This window comes from Novosphingobium sp. GV079 (assembly GCF_003058045.1).
In the GTDB taxonomy this organism is placed as follows: Bacteria; Pseudomonadota; Alphaproteobacteria; order Sphingomonadales; family Sphingomonadaceae; genus Novosphingobium; species Novosphingobium capsulatum.
This window is the reverse complement of sequence record NZ_QBUE01000010.1, coordinates 58,682-85,481: the sequence shown is the minus strand read 5'-3', so window position 1 is coordinate 85,481 and position 26,800 is coordinate 58,682. Positions and strand designations below refer to the sequence as shown.

Annotated in this window: 25 protein-coding genes; 15 read left to right on the top strand and 10 right to left on the bottom strand. The window is 66.3% G+C overall.

What is annotated here, in order from left to right:
• Window positions 1-28: 28 nt before the first annotated feature.
• The 3 genes from C8K14_RS13950 to C8K14_RS13940 all read left to right on the top strand — a co-directional run bounded on the left by C8K14_RS13950 (window position 29) and on the right by C8K14_RS13940 (window position 4,538).
• Window positions 29-2,938, top strand: a complete 2,910-nt coding sequence (locus tag C8K14_RS13950) for a pitrilysin family protein (protein WP_107717088.1) — start codon at window positions 29-31, stop codon at window positions 2,936-2,938.
• A gap of 138 nt (window positions 2,939-3,076) precedes the next feature.
• Window positions 3,077-3,760: a hypothetical protein gene (locus C8K14_RS13945; protein ID WP_133726819.1), complete on the top strand. Its 684-nt coding sequence runs from the start codon at window positions 3,077-3,079 to the stop codon at window positions 3,758-3,760.
• A gap of 46 nt (window positions 3,761-3,806) precedes the next feature.
• Complete coding sequence (locus C8K14_RS13940; protein ID WP_133726818.1) at window positions 3,807-4,538, top strand: hypothetical protein; 732 nt, start codon at window positions 3,807-3,809, stop codon at window positions 4,536-4,538.
• A gap of 109 nt (window positions 4,539-4,647) precedes the next feature.
• On the opposite strand, the gene gatB is transcribed toward C8K14_RS13940, so the two are convergent.
• From gatB to rpsU, 5 genes are all read right to left on the bottom strand, one after another.
• Window positions 4,648-6,144, bottom strand: coding sequence for an Asp-tRNA(Asn)/Glu-tRNA(Gln) amidotransferase subunit GatB (gatB, locus tag C8K14_RS13935; RefSeq protein WP_107717086.1), 1,497 nt, complete (start codon window positions 6,142-6,144; stop codon window positions 4,648-4,650).
• Between the two features lies 1 nt (window position 6,145).
• Window positions 6,146-7,630 carry an Asp-tRNA(Asn)/Glu-tRNA(Gln) amidotransferase subunit GatA gene (gatA, locus tag C8K14_RS13930; RefSeq protein WP_107717166.1) on the bottom strand — a complete coding sequence of 495 codons (1,485 nt, stop codon included), beginning with the start codon at window positions 7,628-7,630 and terminating at the stop codon, window positions 6,146-6,148.
• Window positions 7,631-7,803: 173 nt separating this feature from the next.
• Entirely contained in the window at window positions 7,804-8,106 is a 303-nt protein-coding gene (gatC, locus tag C8K14_RS13925; protein ID WP_107717085.1) for an Asp-tRNA(Asn)/Glu-tRNA(Gln) amidotransferase subunit GatC, read from the bottom strand.
• A gap of 121 nt (window positions 8,107-8,227) precedes the next feature.
• Window positions 8,228-8,812 (bottom strand): FKBP-type peptidyl-prolyl cis-trans isomerase, encoded by a 585-nt coding sequence (locus tag C8K14_RS13920; protein WP_107717084.1) that lies wholly within the window; start codon window positions 8,810-8,812, stop codon window positions 8,228-8,230.
• 206 nt (window positions 8,813-9,018) lie between these two features.
• Window positions 9,019-9,225 carry a 30S ribosomal protein S21 gene (rpsU, locus tag C8K14_RS13915; protein WP_011446475.1) on the bottom strand — a complete coding sequence of 69 codons (207 nt, stop codon included), beginning with the start codon at window positions 9,223-9,225 and terminating at the stop codon, window positions 9,019-9,021.
• 186 nt (window positions 9,226-9,411) lie between these two features.
• Between rpsU and C8K14_RS13910 the strand changes: the two genes are divergently transcribed.
• The 7 genes from C8K14_RS13910 (at window position 9,412) to C8K14_RS13880 (ending at window position 15,510) form a co-directional block, all read left to right on the top strand.
• Window positions 9,412-10,791, top strand: a complete 1,380-nt coding sequence (locus C8K14_RS13910; RefSeq protein ID WP_107717165.1) for an RluA family pseudouridine synthase — start codon at window positions 9,412-9,414, stop codon at window positions 10,789-10,791.
• Complete coding sequence (locus C8K14_RS13905; RefSeq protein ID WP_028657623.1) at window positions 10,788-11,450, top strand: HAD-IA family hydrolase; 663 nt, start codon at window positions 10,788-10,790, stop codon at window positions 11,448-11,450. Before C8K14_RS13910 ends, C8K14_RS13905 begins: the two co-directional genes overlap by 4 nt.
• Before the next feature lie 4 nt (window positions 11,451-11,454).
• Entirely contained in the window at window positions 11,455-11,670 is a 216-nt protein-coding gene (locus C8K14_RS13900; protein WP_107717083.1) for a hypothetical protein, read from the top strand.
• Window positions 11,667-12,356, top strand: coding sequence for an ATP12 family chaperone protein (locus C8K14_RS13895; protein WP_107717082.1), 690 nt, complete (start codon window positions 11,667-11,669; stop codon window positions 12,354-12,356). The genes C8K14_RS13900 and C8K14_RS13895 overlap by 4 nt, the downstream gene beginning before the upstream one ends.
• Before the next feature lie 93 nt (window positions 12,357-12,449).
• Window positions 12,450-13,016 (top strand): peptide deformylase, encoded by a 567-nt coding sequence (gene def / locus C8K14_RS13890; RefSeq protein ID WP_028657624.1) that lies wholly within the window; start codon window positions 12,450-12,452, stop codon window positions 13,014-13,016.
• A gap of 95 nt (window positions 13,017-13,111) precedes the next feature.
• The gene (gene rmuC / locus C8K14_RS13885) at window positions 13,112-14,656 is read left to right on the top strand and encodes a DNA recombination protein RmuC (protein WP_107717081.1); all 1,545 of its coding nucleotides are present in this window, start codon (window positions 13,112-13,114) and stop codon (window positions 14,654-14,656) included.
• Between the two features lie 41 nt (window positions 14,657-14,697).
• Complete coding sequence (locus C8K14_RS13880) at window positions 14,698-15,510, top strand: hypothetical protein (protein WP_133726817.1); 813 nt, start codon at window positions 14,698-14,700, stop codon at window positions 15,508-15,510.
• Between the two features lie 280 nt (window positions 15,511-15,790).
• Here the strand turns inward: C8K14_RS13880 and C8K14_RS13875 are convergent, their stop codons facing one another.
• Genes C8K14_RS13875 through C8K14_RS13865 form a run of 3 tightly spaced genes read right to left on the bottom strand, consistent with a single transcriptional unit; the run spans window position 15,791 to window position 18,242 of the window.
• Window positions 15,791-16,123: a 2Fe-2S iron-sulfur cluster-binding protein gene (locus C8K14_RS13875; protein WP_022677954.1), complete on the bottom strand. Its 333-nt coding sequence runs from the start codon at window positions 16,121-16,123 to the stop codon at window positions 15,791-15,793.
• A gap of 5 nt (window positions 16,124-16,128) precedes the next feature.
• Window positions 16,129-17,214 carry a cysteine desulfurase family protein gene (locus C8K14_RS13870; RefSeq protein WP_107717079.1) on the bottom strand — a complete coding sequence of 362 codons (1,086 nt, stop codon included), beginning with the start codon at window positions 17,212-17,214 and terminating at the stop codon, window positions 16,129-16,131.
• On the bottom strand, window positions 17,211-18,242 hold the full coding sequence (locus C8K14_RS13865; RefSeq protein WP_107717078.1) for a cysteine desulfurase family protein: 1,032 nt from the start codon (window positions 18,240-18,242) through the stop codon (window positions 17,211-17,213). Before C8K14_RS13865 ends, C8K14_RS13870 begins: the two co-directional genes overlap by 4 nt.
• Before the next feature lie 146 nt (window positions 18,243-18,388).
• Between C8K14_RS13865 and C8K14_RS13860 the strand changes: the two genes are divergently transcribed.
• Window positions 18,389-19,045: an alpha/beta hydrolase gene (locus C8K14_RS13860; RefSeq protein WP_107717077.1), complete on the top strand. Its 657-nt coding sequence runs from the start codon at window positions 18,389-18,391 to the stop codon at window positions 19,043-19,045.
• 57 nt (window positions 19,046-19,102) lie between these two features.
• On the opposite strand, the gene C8K14_RS13855 is transcribed toward C8K14_RS13860, so the two are convergent.
• On the bottom strand, window positions 19,103-20,626 hold the full coding sequence (locus tag C8K14_RS13855) for a hypothetical protein (RefSeq protein WP_233251089.1): 1,524 nt from the start codon (window positions 20,624-20,626) through the stop codon (window positions 19,103-19,105).
• A 134-nt stretch (window positions 20,627-20,760) separates the two neighbouring features.
• A complete protein-coding gene (locus C8K14_RS13850; RefSeq protein ID WP_107717076.1) occupies window positions 20,761-22,365 on the bottom strand; it encodes a phosphoenolpyruvate carboxykinase in 1,605 nt (534 codons plus the stop codon).
• Window positions 22,366-22,764: 399 nt separating this feature from the next.
• On the opposite strand from C8K14_RS13850, the gene C8K14_RS13845 reads away from it, so the two are divergent.
• The 4 genes from C8K14_RS13845 to rapZ all read left to right on the top strand — a co-directional run bounded on the left by C8K14_RS13845 (window position 22,765) and on the right by rapZ (window position 26,661).
• Window positions 22,765-23,547: a response regulator transcription factor gene (locus tag C8K14_RS13845; RefSeq protein WP_107717075.1), complete on the top strand. Its 783-nt coding sequence runs from the start codon at window positions 22,765-22,767 to the stop codon at window positions 23,545-23,547.
• Entirely contained in the window at window positions 23,544-25,172 is a 1,629-nt protein-coding gene (locus tag C8K14_RS13840; RefSeq protein ID WP_369974055.1) for a stimulus-sensing domain-containing protein, read from the top strand. Before C8K14_RS13845 ends, C8K14_RS13840 begins: the two co-directional genes overlap by 4 nt.
• The gene (locus tag C8K14_RS13835) at window positions 25,169-25,612 is read left to right on the top strand and encodes an HPr kinase/phosphorylase (protein ID WP_107717074.1); all 444 of its coding nucleotides are present in this window, start codon (window positions 25,169-25,171) and stop codon (window positions 25,610-25,612) included. The genes C8K14_RS13840 and C8K14_RS13835 overlap by 4 nt, the downstream gene beginning before the upstream one ends.
• 83 nt (window positions 25,613-25,695) lie before the next feature.
• Window positions 25,696-26,661 carry an RNase adapter RapZ gene (rapZ, locus tag C8K14_RS13830; RefSeq protein ID WP_022677183.1) on the top strand — a complete coding sequence of 322 codons (966 nt, stop codon included), beginning with the start codon at window positions 25,696-25,698 and terminating at the stop codon, window positions 26,659-26,661.
• The last annotated feature ends 139 nt before the right edge of the window (window positions 26,662-26,800 follow it).

Sequence of the window (26,800 nt, the reverse complement as noted above, 5' to 3'; positions counted from 1 at the left end):
CTTTTCGAGACAGGACAAGCCCCCCTCCATGCAGCGCTTCCTCAACGCCTCTCTCCTGGCCCTGGCGATCGCCTCGGCCGCGCCTTCACCCGTGCTTGCCGCCACGGCATCGGCCCCGGCAGTGCCTGCCCCGGCGCCGCTGGCCAACCTGGTTTCGGCAGTGAACATCCCGTACGAGCAGTTCACCCTGCCCAACGGCCTGCGCGTGCTGGTCCATACCGATCGCAAGGCGCCGGTCGTGGCCGTGTCGGTGTGGTATGGCGTGGGTTCCAAGAACGAGCCCAAGGGCAAGACCGGCTTTGCCCACCTGTTCGAACACCTGATGTTCAACGGGTCGGAACACAACAAGGGCGATTTCTTCACCCCGCTGCAGAACGCCGGGGCCACCGATTACAACGGCACCACCTGGTTCGATCGCACCAACTATTTCGAAACCGTGCCCACGGCCGCGCTCGATCGCTTCCTCATGCTGGAATCCGATCGCATGGGCTATCTGCTGGGTGCGGTGACGCAGGAAACACTCGATAACCAGCGCAGCGTGGTCCAGAACGAAAAGCGCCAGGGCGACAACCAGCCCTATGGCCTGGTGGAATACGAGCAGCTCGAAAACCTCTATCCCGTCGGCCACCCCTATCACCACAGCACGATCGGCTCGATGGCCGATCTCGACAGCGCCAGCCTGGCCGATGTGAAGGCGTGGTTCACCGATCACTACGGCCCCAACAACGCTGTTCTGGTCCTGGCCGGTGACGTCGATCTCGCCACGGCCAAGGCCAAGGTCGCCAAGTGGTTTGGCGCCATTCCCGCCGGGCCCAAGGTGGAGCCGGTATCGGCCCCGGTGCCGACCCTGCCCGCACCCGTCGCCAAGACGATCAAGGATGAAGTGGCCACCACCCGCATCTACCGGATGTGGGCGATCCCGGGCTATGACAACCCCGATTACCTGCCGTTGCAGATCGGTGCAGTGATCCTGGGCGGGCTTGCTTCCTCGCGGCTCGACGACAACCTGGTGCGTGGCCAGCAACTGGCCGTTGCGGCCGGGGCCAATGCTGAAATCTATGCCCAGGCTGGCCAGTTCGTGGTTCAGGCCGATGTGAAGCCGGGCCAGAATGCCGCCGCCGTGGGTGCCGCGCTCGACGCGCAGATCAAGCGCCTGGTGACCGAAGGCCCAACGGCCGACGAACTGGCCCGCGCGGCCACCGTCACCGCCAGCGACCAGATCCGCAAGCTGGAATCGGTCGGCGGCTTTGGCGGCAAGGCACCGACGCTGGCCGAAGGCCTGCTCTACAACGGCGATGCCAACCACTATCGCAAGGAACTGGCGGCCATGGCCGCGCTCACCCCGGCGCAGGTGCGTGACGCGTTGCAAAAGTGGCTGACGCGCCCGGTCTTTGCCCTGACGGTCGAGCCGGGCACCCGCACCGAGGGCGGCGAATCCCACGGCGGCTGGGCCAACAACGATACCAAGGTCGGTGGGGGCCACGGTAGCGCTGCCCATCCCGCCTATTGGCACCAGCCCGGCCAGGACCCGGCGCCGCAGCCGGCGGTGCCGGCCGCAGCAGCCGGCCCCGATCGCAGCGAACTGCCGCCGATCGGCACGCTCGCGGCGCTGCAGTTCCCGCAGATCGAGCGGGCAACGCTGTCCAACGGGGTGAAGGTGGTCTTTGCTCGCCGCGCCGCCGTGCCGGTCGTTTCGGTGCAGGTGGCGTTCGACGCCGGCTTTGCCGCCGATCCGCGCCAGGCGCTGGGTACGCAGGCGATGCTGCTCAAGATGATGGACCAGGGTACCAAGACCCTGGACGCCGCCGCCTTTGCCCGTGCCCGCGAAAACCTGGGCGCCAACATCAGCAACGCCGCCCTGCCCGACAGCACGGCGTTCCAGCTCGATGCCGTGGCGCCCAACCTCGCTGGCTCACTGGCCCTGCTGGCTGATTATATCCGCAATCCCGCGCTCAAGAGCGATGACCTGGAACGCGTGCGCGCCCAGCAACTCGCCGCGATCGATGCCGAACTACGCGATCCCTCGGCCATGGCCTCGCGCGTGCTCTATCCCGCGCTCTATGGGCCGCAGCACCCCTATGGCACGCCGCCCACCGGCACCGGCGATCCGGCCGTGGTCAAGCGCCTGACTCCAGCAGACCTCGCTGCGTTCCACCAGGCCTGGCTGCGCCCGTCCAAGGCGACGATCTTCGTGGTCGGCGATACCACGCTGGCCGCAGTCAAGCCGCTGCTGGAACGCAGCTTTGGCAGCTGGGCCGAACCGGCGGGCGCTGCGCCGGCCAAGAACCTGTCGGCAACGATTCCCGCAGCCAGCCCGCGCATCCTGCTGGTCGATCGCCCGGCCTCACCGCAGTCGATGATCATGGCCGGCGAAGTTCTCGCCGCCACCGGCCGCGACGATCTCGTGCCGCTGCGCACTGCCAACGAAGTGCTGGGCGGCAGCTTCCTCTCGCGCCTCAACATGGACGTGCGCGAAAGCAAGGGCTGGAGCTACGGCGTGGGCAGCGCGGTGAGCGACCGCCAGGATCGCGTGATCTATCGCCTCGTCGCGCCGGTCCAGACCGACCAGACTGGCCCCGCAATTGCGGCGATGCAGGGTGACATGACTGCCTTCCTCAAGGACAAGGGCGTTGCCCCCGACGAACTGGGCTGGGCCACGCAGGGCGCTGCGCGCGAACTGCCGGGCGCGTTCGAAACCTCGTCTGCCGTGCTCGATGGCCTGGTCAAGATCGTCCAGTTCCAGCGCCCGGACGACTACTACACGCGCCTCGCCGTGCGCTATCCCACGCTGACCGCCGCCGAACTCGACAAGGCCGCCCGCAGCGCGCTCGATCCGAGCAAACTGACCTGGGTTGTCGTGGGCGACGCCACCAAGATCAAGCCGCAGCTCGACAAGCTCGGCCTGCCGGTTGAGGTGACGAGCGTACAGGGGAAGTAAAACCCGATTTTGCCATTTTGGCAGCACTGGCTCGGCAAGGTTCCAGATGAAGCCTTGCCGATCTATGCCGGTTTAGCCTAGACGCAGACTTCGCAACGAATTGTTGCGCAAACTACGTCTGGGTGTCCCGGGGAAGGCATGACAGAAAAGATCGGGTGGGGACGGCTGCGCAAGGCGCCGATTGGTTTGCTTGTTGCGCTGGCCGTTAGTGTGCCGTGGACAGCAACTGCGCAGCATGCCACGGCAAGCCTGGCCACATCCACATCACCTTGCACACTTCACATTTGGCCTGGCAACCCATTGCGGTCTACTTTTTACGGCTGGCTCCACGGCGGAATCGTTGATGGGTCTGTTAACGGGCGGCAGGGCTATCCAAAGCTGCCGCGAGCGCCGCTGGACACGGCCACCCAACAGGCCGTGCTGGCGAGCCTCGACCTTCCGACTATACTCGGCCTGACGGGGTATCAAGTCACAGTCCATGCCGAAACGCTCGACAGTCGCACCCTGCGCAACACACCGGGTCGCTACACTGCCGAGGGCGGACCGTGCCATGCCGAACTCGCCGTGGATGACGTGTTCTTTCAGGAAGACACTTTTTCGGGTCGCTATCTCAAGGTGATCTACCGCTTCAAGCGGTTCGACGGCAGCGAAACGCCCAGCCGCAGCTTTGGCACGATCGCCACGGAAAAGCTCACACTGTTTCCTCCCGCAAAACCAGAAGACGATCCGCAGGCTGCGCTGGGCGAATTGCGCCACGCGTTTGCAGAAAGCGTGGAAACGTTTGGCAGGCAGCTAGCAGCGCCGCCGCGTAAGAAAAATTAACGCAAGCACAGCCCAAACGGGGCCATTCCAGATGGGGATTATGGAAATGCTCAAGACCTTCCTTGCAACTAGCGTGGCTTTGCTGGCCACGGTTGGCACCGTCCAGGCGCAAGACACGACGGCGCCCGCGTCTCAAGCAGCGCCTGCCGAAGCCGCAAAGTCACTTAGCCCGGAGGTCGTCGTGCATGCACCTTCCGCCGCTGCGCCCGATGGCTGCGAACTCCATATCTGGCCGGCCGAACGAATGGCGTCGATGACGACCGGACTCTTGGGCGGCGGCTTGCTGGATGCTGCCATCCACGGCAATCGCGATGCCACCAATCGCACGCTGATGGCCAGCGCGCTCGACAGTCCCAGCCAGCTCGATGCTCTCGAGACGCTCGACCTGCGCGGCATGCTCAAGCTTACTCCGGGCACCACGATCGTGACGCATGCCACGCCGCTGGTGCGCAAGACCATGAATTCCGTTAAAACGCGCCGCTCGGATTCTCAGGCCAAGTGCTATTCAGAACTCGTCGTGGCGGACGTATTCTACCAGAAAGCCGCAATTTACGGCCGCTCGCTGCGCACACTGTTCATGGTGCGGGAATTTGGCGACGATCAGAAAATCGACTTCGAATACAAAGCGTGGGGCGGCAATGGCCTCAAGCTTTTCCCGCCAAAGGAAGGCGATGACGCCGTGGCTGCGCTCGATGAACTGGTCGCCGTGTTCAAGAAGAATTTCGAGGAATATGCCGGCAACGAAGCCAAAGCGACGCGCACGCCCGTAAAGAGCTGACAGGCAGTCGACTTCCCAGAGAAAAGCCCCCTGTCCTTCGTCGGACAGGGGGCTTTCTTATGTCCTGAAAGTCTGGCCCTAGCGGTGCGAAGACCGCAGGGCGCGTCCCTCACCCCAGCTTGGCCTTCAGCACCTGGTTGACCAACTGCGGATTGCCCTTGCCGGCCATGGCTTTCATCGTCTGGCCCACGAAGAAGCCGAACAGGGCTTCCTTGCCATCACGGTACTGCTCGACCTTGTCGGCGTTCGCGGCCAGCACGGCATCCACTGCCGCTTCGATCGCGCCGGTATCGGTCGTCTGCTTGAGGCCTTCGCGTTCGACGATGGCAGCCGCGCCGTCGCCGGTTTCCAGCATCTTTTCCAGCACCTGCTTGGCGATCGAGCCGGAGATCGTGCCATCGCCGATCAGGGCCAGAAGTTCCGCTGCGCTCGTCGGCGAAACCGGGCTGTCTTCCAGGCCCTTGCCCAGCTTGTTAAGCGCGCCGAACAGCTCGCTGGTCAGCCAGTTGGCAGCCTGCTTGGCCACGGCGGCTTCGTCCTTGCCCTGCTTGGCGGCGCTCGCCGTAATCAGGGTTTCGAACCAGGCGGCGGTATCCACGTCTGCCGTCAGCACCGCGGCGTTGTATGCCGACAGGCCCAGCGCATCGGTATAGCGCGTGCGCTTGGCATCGGGCAGTTCGGGCAGGGACGCGCGGCATTCATCCAGGAATGCCTGGTCCAGCACCAGCGGCAGCAGATCGGGATCGGGGAAATAGCGATAGTCGTGCGCGTCTTCCTTGCTGCGCATCGACCGCGTGGTGCCCGTGCCCGGATCGAATAGGCGGGTTTCCTGCACGATCTTGCCACCGGCTTCCAGCACGTCCACCTGGCGGCTCGCCTCGTGCTCGATCGCGGCCATGACGAAGCGCACCGAGTTGACGTTCTTGGTTTCGGTACGCGTGCCCAGCGGCTCGCCCGCGCGGCGCACCGAGACGTTGACGTCGGCCCGCATCGAGCCCTGATCCATGTTGCCGTCGCACGAGCCGACATAGCGCAGGATCTGGCGCAGCTTGGTGAGATAGGCCCCAGCCTCGGCCGGCGACGTCATGTCAGGCCGGCTGACGATTTCCATCAGTGCCACGCCCGAGCGGTTGAGATCGACGTAGGACATCGTCGGATGCTGATCGTGCATCAGCTTGCCCGCGTCCTGCTCCACGTGGATGCGCTCGATGCCGATGACCTTGGTGCCGGCATCGGGGTTCTTGTCATCCAGCGCGATCTCGATCGACCCTTCGCCCACCAGCGGGTGGTAGAGCTGGCTGATCTGATAGCCCTGCGGCAGATCGGCATAGAAGTAGTTCTTGCGATCGAACCGCGACCAGGTGTTGATCTGCGCTTCAATCGCCATGCCGGTGCGCACCGCCTGGCGGATGCACTCGCGGTTGGGCACGGGCAGCATGCCCGGCATCGCCGCATCGACCAGGCTGACCTGGGTGTTGGGTTCAGCGCCGAACGCGGTGGCAGAGCCCGAAAAGAGCTTGGCCTGCGTGGTGATCTGGGCGTGAACCTCCAGCCCGATGACCACTTCCCACTCGCCCGTGGCGCCCTGGATACGATAGCTGCTCATCTTACCACCACTTACCCGGCTTAGCCGAAAACTGTGCGCGCTGTTCAAGCGCAAGGCTGGCGTTCAGCACGCCCTGTTCATCGAGCGGACGGCCAATGACATGCAGCCCCAGCGGCAACCCATCGCGCGACAGGCCGGCCGGAACCGACATGGCCGGAAGACCGGCAAGGCTGGCTGGCACCGAGAACACGTCGTTGAGATACATCTCGACCGGATCGGTGCTCTTCTGCCCCAGCGCAAAGGCCGCAGACGGCGCGGTGGGCGTCAGGATCACGTCCACCGTCTCGAACGCCTTGGCGAAATCCTGCGCGATCAGGGCGCGGACCTTCTGCGCCTGGGTGTAATAGGCGTCATAGAACCCGGCCGAGAGCACATAGGTGCCGATCAGGATGCGGCGCTTCACCTCGTCGCCGAAACCGGCAGCGCGGGTGGCGGCGTACATCTCTTGCAGGTTGGCGCCATCAGGCAGATCGCGCAGGCCGTAGCGCACGCCATCATAGCGGGCGAGGTTCGACGAAGCCTCGGCCGGGGCAATGATGTAATAGGTCGGCAGCGCGTACTTGGTATGCGGCAGCGAGATATCGACGATCTCCGCGCCGGCATCCTTGAGCCAGGCGATGCCATCTTCCCAGCTCTTGGCGACATCGGCATCCAGGCCATCGACGCGGTATTCGCGCGGAATGCCCACCTTCTTGCCGCGCATATCGGCATTGAGGCCCGCTTCCCACGCCGGCACAGCCAGATCGAGGCTGGTCGAATCCTTGGGATCGAACCCGGCCATGGCTTCGAGCATGATCGCGCAGTCGCGCACGTCGCGCGCCATCGGCCCGGCCTGGTCGAGCGAGGAGGCAAACGCCACCACGCCCCAGCGCGAGCAGCGGCCATAGGTCGGCTTGATCCCGGAAATGCCGGTGAAAGCGGCAGGCTGGCGGATCGAGCCGCCGGTGTCAGTGCCCGTGGCCGCCGGCGCGATGCGCGCGGCAACTGCGGCAGACGAGCCGCCCGAAGAACCACCAGGCGCCAGCGGGGTGGTGTCATCCCCCTTGCGCCAGGGCGAGATCACATTGCCAAAGCCGCTGGTTTCGTTCGACGAGCCCATGGCGAACTGATCGAGGTTGAGCTTGCCCAGCATGCCGGCACCCGCGTCCCACAGCTTCTGCGAGACGGTGCTTTCGTACGGCGGGACAAAGCCCTCCAGGATCTTGCTGGCGGCCGTGGTCTGCACGCCCTTGGTGGCAAACAGATCCTTCATGCCGATCGGCACGCCGGCCATCTTGCCCAGCGGCTGCCCGGCGGCGCGGGCTGCGTCCACCTTGGCCGCTGCGGCAAGCGCGGCATCCGGGGTGGTGACGATAAAGGCATTGAGCGCGCCCTGCGCCGCTTCGACCGCGGCGTTGAAGGCACTGGCCACTTCCGTGGCGGTGAAAGCGCCACTCGCCACCCCATCACGGAGCGCGGCAACGCCAAGTTCGGTAAGGTCAGTCATCCGTTCGGACCGATTGTTGCGCATGAACCGATCGGGGTTCGTGCGTGGGAAACTGGAAGGCGGTGCTGCGCCGGCCCTTCGACAAGCTCAGGGCGAACGGGGGATTGATCCAAAACCCACATCCGTTCGTGCTGAGCCTGTCGAAGCACGGCCCGCGCAAGGCCGGCCAAAGCTTACTCGATCACCTTGGGCACGCCGAAGAAGCCATGTTCGGCCACCGGGGCATTGGCCAGCACGGCCTCGCGGATGTCGCCGCCGGTCAGAGGATCGGCGTTCACCACGTCATCGCGCAGGCGCAGCGTGTTGGGGATCACGGCCGTCATCGGGGTAACCCCGGTCACGTCGACTTCGCCCAATTGCTCCACCCAGGCGAGGATGCCGTTCAATTCGGGCACCATCGCTTCAAGCTGGGCCTCACTCACCTTGATGCGCGCAAGACTGGCGATCTTCGCCACGTCGGCGGTATTCACGGACATGCCGTCCCTTTCGTGCAGGGTTTGCCAAAAACAAGAACACCGCGCGCTACCATCGCGCGCGGTGTCCTTCAAGCCGCTGGGGCAAGCCACGGGGCCGACAGCCCCCTGGCATAAAGCCGGATCAGTTGGCGGGCACCACCGGGGCTGCCGCCGGATCACCCGCTGCGCCACCAGCCGCACCGGCCGCGCCGCGCGCCTGCATCTGCTGCTGCAGCGCCTGCATCGCGGCCTGCTGGCGCTGCAGTTCGGCCATGGAGCGGAACTCGATCAGCTCGACCTCGAACACCAGGTCGCTGTTGGCGGGAATGGCGACGCTGCCATCCCGGCCCGGCATGGCCTGGCTGCCATAGGCAAGCGCGGCCGGGATCTCGAGGCGATACTTGCCACCCACCTTCATCTGTTGCAGGCCCTGGGCAAAGCCGGGGATCACGCCTTGCAGCGGCATCGCGGCGTTTTCGCCACGGTCGAATTCCTTGCCGGTGCTGGCGATGCGGCCAACATAGTTGATCAGCGCCACGTCAGACGTGGTGGGAGACTTGCCCGTGCCTTCCTTGAGCGCGACCACGCGCACTTCGCTGAAGTGCACCGGGCGCGCCGCCCAGGCCAGGCCGATGCCCACCAGCACGGCAACGATCACGCCGAGCCAAACCTTGGCGAGCGAGCCCTTGGCAACGGGCTGCAACGGAACGCGGGTGATTTCCGACATTGGTTTCCCTCTGGGGTTTCCCTCTGGATTTTCCCTGATCAGGCAGCGCCCAAAGGAACGGCCGCCCGGCCGGTGCCTGCCCGTCGATTCGAGCCGGGATGCTCGACCCAACGAAAAGGGCGCCGTGATTCACGGCGCCCTCTTGGCCCAGCACAGGGCCTATCGCAAGTGCTCAATGTGACGGATGATCCCGCCACGATTGAAGCTTACTTCGCGCCGTCGCGCTCCTGGCGCTTGCGCTCAAGCTTGCGGGCGCGGCGCACAGCAGCGGCCTTTTCGCGAGCGCGCTTTTCCGAAGGCTTTTCAAAGTGACGACGCAGCTTCATTTCGCGATAGACACCTTCGCGCTGAAGCTTCTTCTTCAGGGCACGAAGAGCTTGATCAACATTGTTGTCGCGAACGAGAATCTGCATAAACCGACATACCTCAACAGCTTCGGGCGAGAGCCCGCGGCCGCGCGGGGGTCACCAGATACCAGGAACACAAAGCGTGCCGAATCCGATCAGGACCGGCTCGAACCGGGCGCCCAATAGTGATTCTGCCGGCGAAAGGCAAGCAATGTCGTGCAATTTGCGGGCAAAGGCCTTATGGGCGCGACCATGACCTCTTCAAAAGCCTCTAATGGCAAAGCTTCGAATGGCAAAGCCGCCGGCAATGCAGATGCCGTGCGCCAGTTCACAGTTCGCCCTGATGACAACGATGTGCGGCTGGACCGCTGGTTCAAACGCAACCTCCCCGAGGTGAGCTTTGCCATGGTGTCGCGCTGGGCGCGCACCGGCCAGATTCGCGTGGATGGCAAGCGCGCCGATGTCGACACCCGCCTGATCGCCGGGCAGTCCCTGCGCGTGCCCCCGGCGGGCGGCCCACTGCCGCTGGCCGGCGGCGGCAAGGGCGGCCGCGTGCGCAAGCCGCTGACCGAAGAACAGCTCCACCTGGCCGAAGACATCGTGCTGGAACAGGATCGCGCCGCGATCGTGATCAACAAGCCGCCGGGCCTGGCCACCCAGGGCGGCAGCGGCACTTACGAGCATGTCGATGGCCTGCTCGATGCCTATGCCGGCGATGGCGATCCACGCCCGCGCCTGGTCCACCGGCTCGACAAGGATACCTCGGGCGTGCTGCTGGTGGCGCGCACGCCGGGCAGCGCGGCGTTCTTTTCCAGGCGCTTTTCCGGCCGCACCGCGCGCAAGATCTATTGGGCGCTGGTCATGGGCGTGCCCGATATCCACGATGGCATGATCGAACTGCCGCTGGCCAAGCAGCCGGGCACCGGCGGCGAGAAGATGATGGTCGATGAAACCGAGCACGGCATGCCGGCCCGCACGCGCTATCGCGTGATCGATCGCGCCGGCAACCGCGCTGCCTGGGTGGAATTGCAGCCGTTCACCGGGCGCACCCACCAGCTGCGCGTGCACATGGCGGCGATCGGCCACCCGATCGTGGGCGATGGCAAGTATGGCGGCCAGGCCGCGTTCCTGTCGGGCAGCATCAGCCGCAAGCTGCACCTCCATGCCCGCCGCCTGCGTATCGAGCATCCCGAAGGCGATCTGCTGGACGTGACCGCGCCGCTGCCCGAACACTTTGCCAAGAGCCTGGAGCAACTCGGCTTCACCGAAACCGAAGGCGATCTGCCGCTCGAAGCGCCGGTCTTGGTCGAACCCAAGACCATGGAAAAGCGCGCGGCCAAGGCCCACGCCAAGCAATACCGCAAGGAACGCCGCGGCGAGCGCCGCAAGCGCATCGATGGCCCGGCAACCACCGGCGCACGCAAGCCCACCGGCCAGCGCGCCCGCGTGGCCGGCGCCGCCGCAGGCAAGGCGCCTGCAAAGCCTGGCGCCAAGCCTGGAGCGAAACCGGGGGCCAAGCCGGCCACGCGCACCGCGAGTGCCAAGCCCGGCGCCAACCCGGCGCCGCGCCGCGCCGCGCCGAAGGCTCCTGGCACCAAGGCCCCTGCACCGCGGGGCCCCGGTAAGCGATGAGCCTGCGCCTCGCCATCTTTGATTGCGACGGCACCCTGGTCGATAGCCAGGCCGATATCGGCGCGGCGATGGACGGGGCGTTTCATGCCATGGGCCTGGTGCCACCGCCGCGCAGCGAAACCCGGCGCATCGTCGGGCTGTCGCTGGTGGAAGCGATGCGCCGCCTCCATCCCGAAGGTGACGCGCAGGCGCACGACATGCTCACCCAGGCCTACAAGGACACGTTCCGCGCCCGGCGCGAGGCGGGCATGGTGGGCGAGCCACTCTATGACGGCATCGCCGCGCTGGTCGAAGACCTGGCGCAGCGTGGCTGGCTGCTGGGCGTGGCCACCGGCAAGAGCGACCGGGGTCTGGCCCATTGCCTGGCCACGCATGGCCTGTCGCGCCATTTCGTCACGCTGCAAACCGCCGATCGCCACCCGTCAAAGCCGCATCCCAGCATGATCGAGGCCTGCCTCGATGCCACTGGTGCAGACACCGCGCTGACCGTGATGATCGGCGATACCGCCTATGACATGGCCATGGCCCGCAATGCCGGCGTGCGCGCGATCGGCGTGGACTGGGGCTATCACGAGCGGGCCGAACTGTTCGCTGCCGGCGCCCATGCCGTCGCCGGCACCGTGGCAGAGCTGGCCGAACTGCTCCACGCGGTAGGCTGAGGCGATGCGCGACCCGGCGATGGGGCGCTTTGCCCTGCTACAACTGCTGCGCCTGGCAGGCACGCTGATCGTGATGATCGGCGCCATGGCCGCATCGGGCAATGTGCCGTGGCTGGCGCGCGTGCCGCAATGGGGCGCGTTCGCACTCGCCTTTGCCGGACTCACCCTGTTCTTTGGCGCGCCGCGCTGGCTGGTGCGGCGCTGGAAAAGGCCATCATGAAGCGCTTTTATCAAGACGTTACCGTTTCGCCTGAAGATGCTGGCTTTCGCGTGTGCCTCGATGGGCGCGGCATTCGCACCCAGGGCGGCCGCCCGCAGATCGTGCCCACCGCCGCCCTCGCCCAGGCCATGGCCAGCGAATGGGCCAACCAGGGCGAGACGATCGACACCGCCGCCTTCGCCTTTCGCGACATGGCCGACTATGCGATCGACGTGGTAGCGCCGGCCCCGGCCGCCGCGCGCGCCGATCTGCTGCCTTATGCCGAGACCGACACGCTGTGCTATCGCGCCGAGCCGGACGAACCGCTCGCCGCGCGCCAGCGCCTGCTGTGGGAGCCCCTGCTTGCCATGGCCGAGGCGCGCTATGGCGTGGCGTTCACGCGCGTGGCCGGGATCATGCACAAGCCCCAGCCCGCGCCGACGCTTGCGGCACTTGCCGCCGAGCTGGAGCAACTTTCGCCCTTTGCCCTGGCTGCCCTGCGCAACACCGCAACGCTGTCGTGCTCGCTGATCATCGGCCTTACCGCGCTCGATCCCGGCGCAGACGTTGCCGCGCTGTGGGATGCGGCCTGCGTGGAGGAAGACTGGCAGGCAGAGCTGTGGGGCAAGGACGAGATGGCCCAGGCGCGCCGCGCCTTGCGCGGGGAAGCCTTTGCCACGGCCGCGCGGTTCGCCCAGCTGCTGTAACGCGGCGCGGCGCCCCGTTGGCACGGCAAAAGCGATCACCCTGATCGAATCGCCTGCCTTGCGCCGGTGCGCCGCTCCGCCTATCTTGGCGCCATGGCTATCCGCGAAATTCTTGAAGTTCCCGATCCGCGCCTCAAGCAGGTCTCGGCTCCGGTGGAAACGTTCGACGACGAACTCCGCACGCTCGTGTCCGACATGTTCGATACGATGTACGATGCCCCTGGCATCGGCCTGGCCGCGATCCAGGTGGGCGTGCCCCTGCGCGTGCTGGTGATCGATCTGCAGCCCGATGACGAGGATGCCGAGCCCGAAGCATGCCACGATCACGGCTGTGGCCACAGCCACCAGCCGGTGCGGCGCGAACCGCGCGTGTTCATCAACCCGGAAATCCTCGATCCTTCCGAAGAACACACGATCTATCGCGAAGGCTGCCTCTCGGTGCCGGAAATCTATGCCGAGGTGGAACGCCCTTCGCGCATCCGCGCCCGCTGGCAGGATCTTGACGGCACGGTCCACGAGGAAGCGATCGACGGCCTGCTGGCCACCTGCCTGCAGCACGAGATGGACCACCTCGAAGGTATCCTGTTCATCGACCACCTCTCGCGCCTCAAGCGCCAGATGGCGCTCAAGAAGCTGGACAAGCTGCGCAAGGTGGCGTGATCGCCCCTGACAGTTGAGGATAAAGCGGCCCGGCACATTGCGTTGCCGGGCCGCTTCGTTTACGTTCCCGCTCTGTTCTTGAGTGGAGGCGGACCTTGGCGGTGGTTTTGGTAATCGTGGCGCTGGTGATCGGCCTGGCCCTGGGCTGGTTCCTGGGCGGTCGCCCCGTGGCGGAAGCGCAAGGCCGCGCCACTGCCCGCGAGAACGAAGCGCGCGAGGCGCAAGGCACCATCAAGGCCATGGCCGTGGACCTTGCCACCATGGCCGAACGCGCGCGCCAGGCAGAACAGCTTGGCGCCGAGCGCGATGCCCTGCGCGCTGAGCGTGATGGCCTGGCCACCCACCTCGCCGCCGCCAGCGAGCGCGCGGCCGAAGCCGACGCGCTGCGCGATGCGCTGCACGAGGCGCGCCAATCGCGCGAAGACCTGCGCGCGGAACTGGCGCGGATGAAGGCCGACGCTGCCAATTTTGCCGAGCAGAAGCGCCTGCTGATCGAGGCACAGGAAGCGCTGCGCCGCGAATTCGAGAACGCCGGCAACAAGGTGCTGGAACGCGCGCAGGAGGCGTTCATGGCCCGCGCGCAGGAGCGCTTTGCCCAGAGCGAGGAAAAGGCCGCGCAATCGTTGCGGGCCCTGCTCGCCCCGGTGGACCAGCGCCTGAAAAGCTATGAAGAGCAGGTCGGCAAGCTGGAAAAGGAGCGCGTCGACGCGTTCGGCAATCTCACCGGCCTGATCCAGGCGATGCGCGACGGGCAGGAACAGGTGCGCGCCGAAGCCGCGCGGCTGGGCAATTCGCTGCGCAACGCGCCCAAGGCGCGCGGCCGCTGGGGCGAACAGCAACTGCGCAACGTGCTGGAACAGTGTGGCCTGGCCGAGCACACCGATTTCGTCACCGAGCATTCGATCGATACCGACGAAGGCCGCCTGCGCCCCGATGCCATCGTGCGCATTCCCGGCAACAAGCTGCTGGTGATCGACGCCAAGGTTTCGCTCAACGCCTATCAGGATGCGTTCGAGGCCGCCGACGATACCGCGCGCGGCGTGGCCTTGGCAGCGCATGTGCAGTCGATGCGCAACCATATCCAGACGCTGGGCGCCAAATCCTATCAGAGCCAGTTCGAGGAAGCGCCCGACTATGTGCTGATGTTCGTGCCGGGCGAACACTTCATCGCCGCCGCGCTGGAACGCGATCCGCAGTTGTGGGACTTCGCCTTCGATCGCCGCGTGCTGCTCGCCTCGCCCACCAACCTTGTCGCCATCTGCCGCACCGTGGCCCAGGTCTGGCGCCAGGATGGCCTGGCGCGCGAAGCCCGCGAGATCGGCCGGATGGGCGGCGAACTGTACGATCGCCTGGCTGTCGCCGCCGATCACCTCAAGCGCGTCGGCTCTGGCCTGGAAAGCGCGGTCACCAACTACAACAAGTTCGTCGGCAGCTTTGAGCGCAACGTGCTGTCGGCCGGGCGCCGCCTGCGCGAAAAGCATATCGAGATCGGCAAGCGCGAAGTGGAAGAAGTGCCTTTGGTGGAAACCGCGCCGCGCTATGTTGCCACAGACATTGCCCCAGACACTGCTGCAGTCGGGGCGGCGGAACTGCCCGCGCCAACCGGCGTTGGCGTTGAAGGGGAAACGGCTGCAGGGTAACGATGGGCATGATGGCACGACAGGCAAACAAGGGCTTGCCCATGCGCAGCGCAGCTTGGACAGTGGCACTCGCCACCCTTGCGCTTGCCGCCTGCCAGCGCGAGCCGGCGCCGCAGGAAAGCGCCAGCCCGACGGCAACGCCAAGCGCCAGCGCCACGCCCGAGCCTACCCCCACGCCGCCCGCGCCAAGCCCCAGCCCGACGCTGGCGCTCCCGGTCAAACCCACGCCCGATGTGCCGCTCACCCCGGCCGATACCGCCTCTGCCCTCCCGGCGATCGCCCTGCCCCCGCGCGACGATTGCGCCGCGCTGCCGGGCTGGAGCGCCTTTGCCACGCGCCTTGCCGCCGCCGTCAAGGCGCGCGACGCTGCCGCACTCGCCGCACTTTCATCCCCCGATGTGACGCTCGATTATGGCGGCGGCCATGGCCCGGCCCAACTGCAAAAGCGGTTGGCCGCGCCGGCCGGCGCGGCCATATGGGCCGATCTCGCGCGCATCCTGCCGCTGGGCTGCGCCGTGCAGGGCGATCTGGTGGTCATGCCGTGGTTCTTCTGGAACGTCCCTGATGAGGTCGATCCGGGCATGACGATGCTGGTCACCGGGCAAGGCGTGCCACTTCGCGCCAAGCCCACTGACACGGCGCCAGAAGTCGACCGGCTGGACTGGTCGCTTGTCACCATTGCCACGAGCCCTTCCTACAATCCCGCCGCGCGCTACACCGCCGTGATCACCGGCAAGCCGCAACGCAAGGGCTGGATCGAAACCGCCCGCCTGCGCAGCCTGCTCGCGCGCCGGATCATCGCCGAACGCAAAGGCGATGATTGGCATATCAGCGCGCTGGTGGCCGGGGATTGAGAGGAATATGCCGGGCGCCATCCTATTCAGGCGCTCCGCAAAATCAAATTCGCGCAGAGGCGCTGAGGCGCAGAGAAAATCTTATCCTCTGCGCCTCAGCGCCTCTGCGCGAAATTTACATCAGTATTTGCCAATATGCACAGCGGGCTTTCTCCCACCGTCACCCTGAACTCGTTTCAGGGTCCAGGCCGCAGCCTCACGCTGTGCTACAAACCCACCAGTAATGAGCGAGCCGGATGCCGAAACGAGTTCGGCATGACGAATGTGTAGGAGGAGCGTCTCAGCGCGGCTGCATATCCCGGGCCTCTGCCGGCACGCGCACTTCCAGGCCGTCCAGCGCGGGGTCAAGCACGATCTGGCAGGCGAGGCGGCTGGTGCGGGTGACCCCGACGGCAAGGTCGAGCATGTCTTCCTCGTCCTCGCTGGCTTGCATCAGGCGGTCGAACCAGTCAGGTGCAACGACGACATGGCAGGTGGAGCAGGCCATCTGACCTTCGCACGTGCCTTCGAGCGGCATGCCGGCGTTCTGGCCCAGTTCCAGCAGGCGTTGCCCTGCCTCGCCCTCGGCCGCCACGCGCTGGCCATCGGCTGTGAGGAAGGTGACGCGAACCATAGGCACTAGACTCCCTGCATCTGCGCCGCCGCATTCAGCACGGCAGCAGCCTCCTTCAGTTCCTCACCCGTGGTATAACGTCCGAAACCGATGCGGATCGCGGTTTTGCTATCCCTGTCCGAAAGTCCCAGGGCGCGCAAGACATGGCTGGGCCTTCCCGAGCCGCTGGCACAGGCCGATCCGGCAGAAAACGCAACATTGCGACATTCTGACAACAGCCTGGCCACATCAAGCCCCGGCTTGCGCAAGTTGAGGTTGCCACGCCAGCGCTGCGTGGCGCTGCCGTTGAGCGTCCATCCGGCAAACAGGCCAAGTGCCTGCTCCCACAGCGTCTCAACATGCTGTCCATCACTTTTCCACAGGCTGGTGCACAGCGCTGCCGCCGCACCGAACCCCGCGCATAGCGCCGGGCTGAGCGTGCCGGACCGCAAGCCACCTTCCTGCCCGCCGCCATGGACGAGAGGCGCCAGTTCGAGCCCATCGCGCACCCATAGCGCGCCGATGCCCTTGGGCCCGTGCAGCTTGTGCGCCGAAATCGCGACCAGATCGGCCCCTTCGGGCGCCGCCAGCTTGCCGGCGCCCTGCACCGCATCGCACAGGAACAGCGCGCCCATGGCATGCGCGCGCGCGGCCAGCTCGGCCACGGGCTGCACCGTGCCGATCTCGTTGTTCACCTGCATCACCGCGACCAGGCCGGTGCCAGCGGGAATGGTCACGTCAGGATCGACCAGCCCGGCCCCGTCCACCGGCAGCACGGTGAGCGCGGGATCGTGGAACCGCACCGTGTCGAGCACGGCGGCGTGTTCGATGGCCGACACCGCCAAATGCCGTTTCCCCACGCCCGCGATGGCCAGATTGAGCGCCTCGGTCGCGCCCGAGGTGAAGATCACCCGCCCGCTTGGCGGAAACAGCGCGGCCACTTGCGCGCGGGCCACCTCCACCGCCGCTGCAGCCGCGCGCCCTGGGCGGTGCGGGCTGTGTGGATTGGCAAAGCCGGCGCGCACGTCCTCGGGGCCGGCCAGCCACGGCAACATCGCGGCCCGCGCTTGCGGGGCGAGCGGCGTGGTCGCCTGGTAATCGAGGTAGATCACGCCAGCCCCGCAATCGCGCGCCAGACGGCAACGAAACGGTCCACAGCGTCCACCGTGGTCTCCCGGCCGAGCGAAACGCGAATCACTTCGTTCGGCTGCGCCACGCCCATCGCATCCAGGACGTGGCTGGTGCGCAGCGAGCCGGAAGAACAGGCACTGCCCGCCGAAACGGCCATGCCCATCCCGTCAAACCGGATCAGCTGCGCCGTGGCCGATTTGCCCGGCATGCGATAGGCACCAATCGCGGGCAGGCGCGGCGCATCTGCCGCGATCACCTCGGCACCAATTTCCAGCAGCGCGGTTTCCAGCCGATCGCGCAGACCCTGCACATCAGCCAGCCACGCGTTCCCCGCCTCCAGCGCCGCGGCCATGGCCAGGGCGCCAGGCAGGTTTTCGGTACCGGGTCGATAGCCGCGCTCCTGCCCGCCGGTGGGATGGAGCAGCGCCCAATCGCGCACCAGCAAGGCGCCCACCCCGATCGGCCCGCCAAACTTGTGTGCCGAAATGGCGATCAGGTCGGCCTCTGGCAGCGGCAGCTTGCCCGCGCCTTGCGCCGCATCGGCCAGCAAGACGCCGCCGGCATCGCGCACCGCCTGGGCGACCGCCGCCAGCGGCTGGATCACCCCGGTTTCGTTGTTGACCTGCTGCACCGCCACCAGCCCGGCAAGCGCGGATGAAGCAGGAACGACTTGGCCACGGCCATCGACGGCAAGGCGTGCGGCATCGCCGGCCAAGCGCAGCACCGCCTCGTGCTCCACCGCCGAAACCGCCATCAGCGGCGCCTTCGCCCGGCCGATCGCCAGGGCCAGCGCCTCGCTGGCGCCGCTGGTCAGGACCACCTCGCCCGGCCAGCCCAGCGCGGCCTTGATCCGGGCGCGGGCATCTTCCAGCGCCGCCCGGGCCGCGCGCCCGGCGGCGTGCGGGCTGGAGGGATTGGCCCAGCGCGCCATCCCCTCCAACAGCGCGTCACGCGCCTGCGGCAGGAGCGGCGTGGTGGCCGCGTGATCGAAATAAAGCGAGAGCGACAACGAGAAATCCCGGAAAAGTTGCGTTTGCAGGGTTCGTTTCTATATAGCCACCAGTTCCATGCCCAGCCCCGACCGCGCATTGCCCTTGAAACAGGGTCTTGCACCGCCGGTCTCCAGGGCCAGCCAACAGGTTCATCAGGTCAACGATGCCCGCAGTCATCTTCCCCGGTCCCGAAGGTCGCCTCGAAGGCCGCTTCCAGCCCGCCACGCGCAGCCGCGCGCCTGTCGCCATGATCCTGCATCCCCACCCGCAGGCCGGTGGCACGATGAACGACCGTGTGACCCAGGCGCTGTACAAGACATTCGTGGCGCGCGGCTTTGCCACGCTGCGCTTCAACTTTCGCGGCGTGGGCCGCAGCCAGGGCAGCTTTGACAACGGCGTGGGCGAATTGTCCGATGCCGCTGCAGCGCTCGATTGGGTGCAGTCGATCCATCCCGAAGCTTCGGCCACGTGGATCGCCGGCTATTCGTTCGGCGCACTGATCGGCATGCAGCTCTTGATGCGGCGCCCGGAGATCCGTGGCTTCATCTCGGTGTCGCCGCCGGCCAACATGTATGATTTCAGCTTCCTGGCGCCTTGCCCCGCCTCGGGCATCATCGTGCAAGGGTCTGCCGATACGGTGGTGACGCCCAATGCCGTGCAGAAGCTGGTCGACAAGCTGCGCACGCAAAAGCACATCACCATTCACCACGACGAAATCCCGCGCGCCAACCACTTCTATGAGAGCGAGTTGGACGAGATGATGAAGTCGGTGGACAATTACCTCGACTTCCGCCTGTCGCCCGATTGCCCGATCCGCTGATCGGCGCAAGCCTGACATCAGGAAAGGCCCCGGCAGCGCGCGCTGCCGGGGCCTTTTTCATGGGCGTGCCTGCGCTCGTTCGGCGCGCAGGTCGCGGCGCGCCCAGATCAGAAATATGCGATCAATCGTGGGCACGCGGTCAACGAGAACGTAGTCATGCGCCAGCGCCGCCTGCACCAGGGCGCGCGGTCCCTCCGCGACAACGGGATCGACCGCGCGGCTCGCCGTGACGATCGCGCCGGGGCGGCTGGCCAGGATGCGGCGCTCTTCGGCAACGGGATCTACCCCCAGGGCATCGGCCTCGGCCGCGTTGACGAGATGGTGGGGAAAGAGGAAGCGGGTTGGCGCGCAGGCGCTGGTGCGCAAGTAGAGGATCGACGGGCCGTCATAGACGTAGAGGCAATGGCCAGACACGTAGGGAGCGAGCGAACCCACCATGCGATCGGTGGCACCGGCGCTTTGCCGGGCAACGAAATAGCTGGCCGGCGTGAACAGCAACGGCCATCCCAGCATCAGGCATCCCGCCACAAAACCCCAGCGTCCCCCGCGCAAGGCCCAGGCGCCAGCTAGCGCCGCCGGCAAAGCCACCGGCAGGGCATAGCAGCTGAAAACATCACCCAGCATGGCAAAGCCGCAGAGCGCGCTGGCGAGCCACCCAGCAAGCAAGGCCCAGTCGGCCCACGCCGCGATGGGCATGGCCTGGCGCAGGCGCACCAGCCCGATCAGCGCTGCCGCCAGCAGGCCACCACCACAGGCCGCAACTTCCGCCAATTGCTGATGGCCGAATGCAGCGGGAAAAGCGTGGCGATGAAAGATCGAGACGAAGTTGGCAAAGACGAACTCTGCCAGGTGGCCAATCGCCGCATACCACGCCAAGGCCAAGGCCGTAGGCAGCAGCGCGACGGCCAACATCGCTGCGGCCATGACCACTAAGCGTCCAGGCCGCGCGCCGACCGCCACCAGGCGCCACAGGAACCAGCAGCCCAGGAATGCCCCTTCGGCAACGACGGTATACTTGATCTGGATCGCCAGCCCCAGCGCGACCATCGCGGCCAGCGCGAGGCGCAACACGGCGCGAGACGACGCGGCATCGTTGGCGCGAAACGCACACCACGCGGCATACGCGGTGAAGGCGTTGTAGAAGACCGCCGTCTGCCCACCCGCGCCATGCAGGATATTGAGCGCCAAGACATAGCCCACCGCGCCGAGGATGGCCGCGCCCTCTCCGCCATGGCGCCGGGCCATGGCGCGGATCAGCCAGGCGGTGACGATGACAAAGCCTGTTGCCACCAACTGGTACTGCACAATGCCCGCGCCACCCAGCAGCCGGATCGCGGCATAGAGCAGGAACAGCCCTACCGGCTTGCGGTCCCACAGATCGACATAGGGCAATTGCCCATGCAGAAGGCGATCGCCGACCAGCAGGTAGAACTGTTCATCGAGATCAAGCAGCGGATTGCCAAACGTCGGCAGGCGCAGCGCCAGGACCAGCAACGCGATCAGCGCAAACGGCCACCAGCGCGCCAGGCTGCTGCCCGTGGCAGGCCGTGCCTTGATGCCGCTGATTGCCCTGGTTGCCACGATCACCCCTTGCGCCCCTTATGCCTCCATGCCGCAAGCGGGTAACGGCGTGGTTAACGCCGGCCAAAAGCAAACCCCCGGCACGCCAGGGCGCACCGGGGGTCTTGCAGACGCTGCGTGGGCAGCGTGGATGGTCAGGCCGAGACGGGCGCCGCCTTGCGCACGCTTTCGTCGACATGCTCCATGAACTGTTCGAAGTTGTCGATGAACTTCTTGACCAGTTCCTGGGCGGTCTTGTCGTATTCGCCGGCATCGGCCCAGGCGCCGCGCGGATCGAGCAGCTTGGTATCGACGCCCGGCACTTCCACCGGCACTTCAAAGCCGAAGTTGGGATCTTCGCGGAATTCGGCGCTGTTGAGGCTGCCATCGAGCGCGGCATTGAGCAGCGCGCGGGTGGCCTTGATCGGCATGCGCTTGATGCCTTCCTGCGTGGCCTTGCCGCCCGACCAGCCGGTGTTGACCAGCCAGCACTTCACCCCGCCCTTGGCGATGCGTTCCTTGAGCAGGTTGCCATAGATCGAGGGGTGACGCGGCATGAACGGCGCGCCGAAGCAGGTGGAGAAGGTTGCTTCCGGTTCGGTCACGCCGATTTCGGTGCCGGCCACGCGGGCGGTATAGCCCGAGAGGAAGTGATACATCGCCTGGTCGGGCGTGAGGCGGGCGATCGGCGGCAGCACGCCATAGGCATCGGCGGTGAGGAAGATCAGGTTCTGCGGCACGGGGCCGAGGTTTTCTTCCGAGGCATTGGGGATGAAATCGATCGGATAGGAACCGCGGCTGTTTTCAGCGAGGCTGGCATCGTCCAGATCGATTTCGCGCGTGACGGGATCGATCACCACGTTTTCCAGCACCGTGCCGAACCGCTTGGTGGTGGCAAAGATTTCCGGCTCGGCCTCGGCCGAGAGGCGGATCATCTTGGCATAGCAGCCGCCTTCGAAGTTGAACACGGCGGTATCCGACCAGCCATGTTCGTCGTCCCCGATCAGGGTGCGGCTGGCGTCGGCCGACAGCGTGGTCTTGCCGGTGCCCGAGAGGCCGAAGAACACGGCGGTGTCGCCATTGGGGCCGATGTTGGCCGAGCAGTGCATCGGCATCACGCCCTTGACCGGCAGCAGGTAGTTGAGGATGCCGAACACCGACTTCTTCATTTCACCGGCATAGGCCGTGCCGCCGATCAGGATCAGCTTTTCGGTGAAGTTGACCGCGATCACGGTTTCGCTGCGGCAGCCGTGGCGGGCCGGATCGGCGCGGAAGCTGGGCAGGTCGATGATCGTGTATTCCGGGGCGAAGCCGGCCAGTTCATCGGTCGCCGGGCGCACCAGCAGCGTGCGGATGAACAGGTTGTGCCAGGCAAACTCGTTGATCACGCGCACGTTGACGCGGTGTTCGGGCTGCGAACCGCCGAACAGGTCAGCGACGTAGAGCTTGTCCTTGGTGGCGAGCGCAGCAAGGAAATCTTCCTTCAGCGCGGCAAAGTGCGCCGGGCTCATGCCCACGTTGGTTTTGCCCCACCACACGGTGTTTTCGGTTTCGGCGTCGCGGACGATGAACTTGTCCTTGGCCGAGCGGCCGGTGTGCTTGCCGGTGGCGACGACGAAAGGACCGTCCTTGGCCAGGACGCCTTCCCCGTTCTTCACCGCATGTTCCACCAGCGGGGCGGTGCCGAGGTTGGCAAACAGCTCGGCAGGTTCAGGAAAACCCTGCGCGGACAAGGAAATGTTCAGGCTGTTGGCGGACATCACAAGCCTCCCGTTTGGTGGGCCATGCTGCACCCCGGACTGTCTGGAGCCGTGGGCAAAAAGGCAGGCCACTGATTGCAAAAGCGCGGTATCAAGCATGATCGCACAGCCGCATTGCCGTTGTTTTCCGGCTTCGCATACGAATGCCGAATACGAATGCGCGATTCCCTGTTCGGATAGTTGACCACCCGCCCCGCGTCAAACCGGATCGACCCAAGATTTTTGCGCAGCAAGTTGCACAATTTTCAACTGCCGCCCTTTCGCAGCTTGTCCCCACACGACCAAATCCAACGTCCTTGGGGGTTTCTTGCCAGCCGCGCCTGCGCGCCCTAATCTAGCCCGCCACCCTGGTAGGCCACACCCGAGCAGGCCCACTCGAGCAGGATCGCCGCAACGCCTATGCATAATGCCCCTGCCCCCCAGCCCGAAGGCACGGGTACGCCCCCGGCAGGGCAGAGCCAGCCGCGCCGCACGATCGCGCTGGTCGATGATGATCGCAATATCCTGACCACGGTATCGATCGCGCTGCAGACCGAGGGCTTTGTCACCCGGCTCTACAACGACGGCGATACCGCGCTCAAAGCGCTGCTCGACAATCCGCCCGACCTGGCGGTGTGCGACATCAAGATGCCGCGCATGGATGGCCTGGAATTGCTGCGCCGCCTGCGCGAGCAGAGCGACCTGCCGGTGATCTTCCTGACCAGCAAGGACGACGAGGCCGACGAGGCACTGGGCCTGGCCATGGGCGCCGACGATTACATCGCCAAGCCATTCAGCCAGCGCCTGTTGCTCGCCCGCATTCGCGCCATTTTGCGGCGCAGCGAAATCGTGCGCCGCGATCCAATTGCCGCCGATGCCGAGCCGGCCGAAAACCTGCCCGATCCGATCCGCCGCGGCCGCCTGGCGATGGACCCGGCGCGCCACCTGGTGACCTGGACAGACAAACTGGTTTCGCTGACCGTCACCGAGTTCCTGATCCTGGAAGCGCTGGCCGTGCGCCCCGGCGTGGTGCGCACCCGCGACCAGCTGATGAACGCGGCCTATCACGACGACGTCTTTGTCGATGATCGCACGATCGACAGCCATATCAAGCGCCTGCGCCGCAAGTTCCGCGCCGTCGATCCGCAGTTTTCCGCGATCGAGACGCTCTATGGCGCGGGCTACAGCTACAGCGACGAATGACGCCGGCCAACTCTGCCCCACCTGCGCCAGAGCGCACCGCGCGCATGCTGGTGCCACGTGCGCTGCGGCCGCGCGGCCTCTCGCTCACCGCACGTATCCTGGCGGTCAACGTCATCGCGCTGGCGCTGCTGGCAGGCAGCTTCTTCTATCTCGATAGCTACCGTTCGCAGCTGCTGGGCGAGCGATTCAAGCTGGCCCGGGCCGAGGCGGAAATTGCCGCCGATGCGCTCGATGGCGCCAGCCTGGCGCAGCAAAAGACGCTGCTGGTGCGCATCAGCCAGGAACAGCGCCTGCGGCTGCGACTCTATGATCGCGAAGGCCGCCTGGTGGCAGACAGCTTTGCCCTGGCGCCGCCCAGCTTCGCCCTGGTCGATCCCACGGGCGAGCCATGGTACCAACATGCCGCGCGCCTGCTCGATCGCGGGGTCGATTTCATCGTCGGTGCGCCGCCGGTGGAACGCTATGCCGAACCGGCCGATCCGGGAGCCGGCAACTGGCCCGAAGTGGTGCGCGCCCGTGCCGCCCATTCCACCCAGGTCTATCTGCGCTATGCCCCCGATCGCACCCCGGTGCTGACCGCCGCCACGCCCGTGGGGAGCGACAGCGATGGGCCGATGCTGCTGGCCATGCGCAATGCCGTGGATATCACCCAGGCGGTGCGCGATGCGCGCCAGACCCTGGTGATCATCATCGGCCTTGCCCTGATGCTGTCGGTGCAGTTGTCGTTGTTCCTGGCGCGCACCATCGTCCAGCCGTTGCGCGCGCTGGTGCGCGCAGCGGTGCGGGTACGGCTGGGCCGTGACCGTGAAGTGGTAGTGCCCCGCCTGCCCGATCGCGGGGACGAGATCGGCCTGCTCGCCCGCGCCTTTTCCGACATGACCATGGCCCTGCGCCATCGCATCGACGCGGTGGAAAGCTTTGCCGCCGATGTCGCCCACGAACTCAAGAACCCGCTGGCAAGCCTGGCCAGCGCGATCGAGTCGCTCGACCGGGTGGAAGATGCCACGCTGCGCCGGCAACTCACCGCGATCGCCACCCACGATGTCCAGCGGATCGATCGCCTGATCACCGAAATCGCCGATGCCAGCCGGATCGATGCGGAGCTGAGCCGCGCCACGTTCGTGCGGCTCGACCTGGGCGGTCTTGCCGCGCAGGTGGTGGGGGCACGCGGCGCCCGGGAAACGCGCGGCGGTGCGGTGATCCGCCTGCGCCAGCCCGATCCCGGCACTTACGCCCCGCTGGTACTGGGCGATGCCATGCGGCTGGAGCGCGTGCTGGAAAACCTGCTCGACAACGCCGTCTCGTTCTCTCCGCCCGGCGGCGCGGTGGACGTGGCAGTGTGGACACAGGGGCCGCGCGAGGGCGAAGACGCCCGCGTCATGCTGAGCGTGACCGACGAGGGACCCGGCATCCCCCAGGCCGAGCGCGGCAAGGTGTTCGAGCGCTTCCATTCGGTGCGACCGGCCGAGGAGGCGTTTGGCGCGCACAGCGGCCTGGGCCTCGCGATCGCCCGCACCATTGCCGAAGCCCACGATGGCCGCCTGACGATCATCGACCGCCCCGATGGCGCACATGGCGCCTGCCTGGTCCTGACCCTGCCCTATGCCGGGGAACTGCGCGCATGACCGCGGCGGGCCAGACGCACCAAGCCACGGCAGTGGCGATCGGCGGGCGCGCCGTGATGATCGAGGGGCCACCGGGCAGCGGCAAGTCCAGTCTGGCGCTGGCGCTGATCGATCGCGGTGCGCAGCTGGTGGGCGATGACGGGCTGCTCCTCCTGCCAGATATCGCGCCGGGCAACGCGCCACGGCTGCTGGCCCAACCCCATCCCCGCATCGCCGGCTTGCTGGAAGTGCGCAACCTGGGGCTGCTGCGCTTTCCCCACCTGGCACAGGCGCCGGTGGCCTTGGTGCTGCGCCTCGACGCAGATGCGCCGCGCTTTATCGATGCGGCAGGTCGCGTTGAGCGCGCCGGAATAGCCGTGCCGATGGTGCAGTTATGGCCAGAAACGCCGATGCTGGTCCTGCGCGCCACGCTCGCGCTGGAACACTATGGCCTGGGCTGAGTGCCATGCCTGCAACAAGATCAGGGCTGGCCGTCGCGTAACCGCACTTTTCTTTGCCCGCCAATGCGCGCAAAAGGTCGTGCATGGTCGCCACCGATAGTTCCGCTCTGCCCGATCCGGATTCGCCGCAACGCATCCTGCTGGTCACTGGCCTGCTCGGCGCAGGCAAGACCACGGCGCTGCGCACGTTGGAAGACCTGGGCTGGGAAGCGATCGACAATTTCCCGATACGCCTGCTCGATCGCCTGCTGGAAACCGAACCGGGCCAGGCCCGCAGCGAAAGCGGTGGTATTGATGCCGGAACGCCGCTCGCCATCGGGTTTGACACCCGCACCCGCGGGTTTGATCCGCAGACGATCATCGAGCGGGTCAAGGCGCTGAGCACGCGGCCCAACCTCTCGGTCACCACCCTGTTTCTCGACTGCAGCGGGGCAGAGCTTGAGCGCCGCTACAACGAAACCCGCCGCCGCCATCCGATGAGCGAGGACAAGCCCGCCGCCAGCGGCATCGCTGCCGAGCGCGATCTGCTGGCCCCACTGCGCCGCTGGGCCGACGTAGTCATATCCACCACCGATTTCACCACCAACGACCTGCAGCAGGCCATCCGCCAGCAGTTCGGTGCGATCTCACCGAGTCGCACCACGGTCACGATCAGCAGCTTCGGCTTTTCCCGCGGCACCCCGCCGCTCGCCGACCTGGTTTTCGACATGCGTTTCCTCAACAATCCGCACTGGGATGAAACGCTGCGGCCGATGACCGGCAAGGACGCCCCGGTGGGCGATTACATCCGCAACGACCCTGCCTTTGCCGAGGCTTTTGACCGGATTCTGGGGCTTTTGCGCCTGCTCCTTCCCCGCTTCGCGGCCCAGGGCAAGGCCTATGTCCACATCGCCTTCGGCTGTACCGGCGGGCGCCATCGCTCGGTCTTCATGGCCGAAGAGATCGCACAAGGCTTGCGCAACTCCGGTTTTTCACCCACATTGTTGCACCGCAACCTTGCCGCCCGCGGCGCCAACCTGCTGGAAGGCGCCCAGGCGGTTCAGGTATGACAATGATGCCAGTGACAATGCCAATGATAACGATAGCGCGGGCAGCGAATATCCTGCGCTCGGGGGATGGGACGGTTCTGAAAGACATGCCTTGTGAATGCCAGCATTCTGGCAGCCCACATGTGTCCGCCAAGGCTCT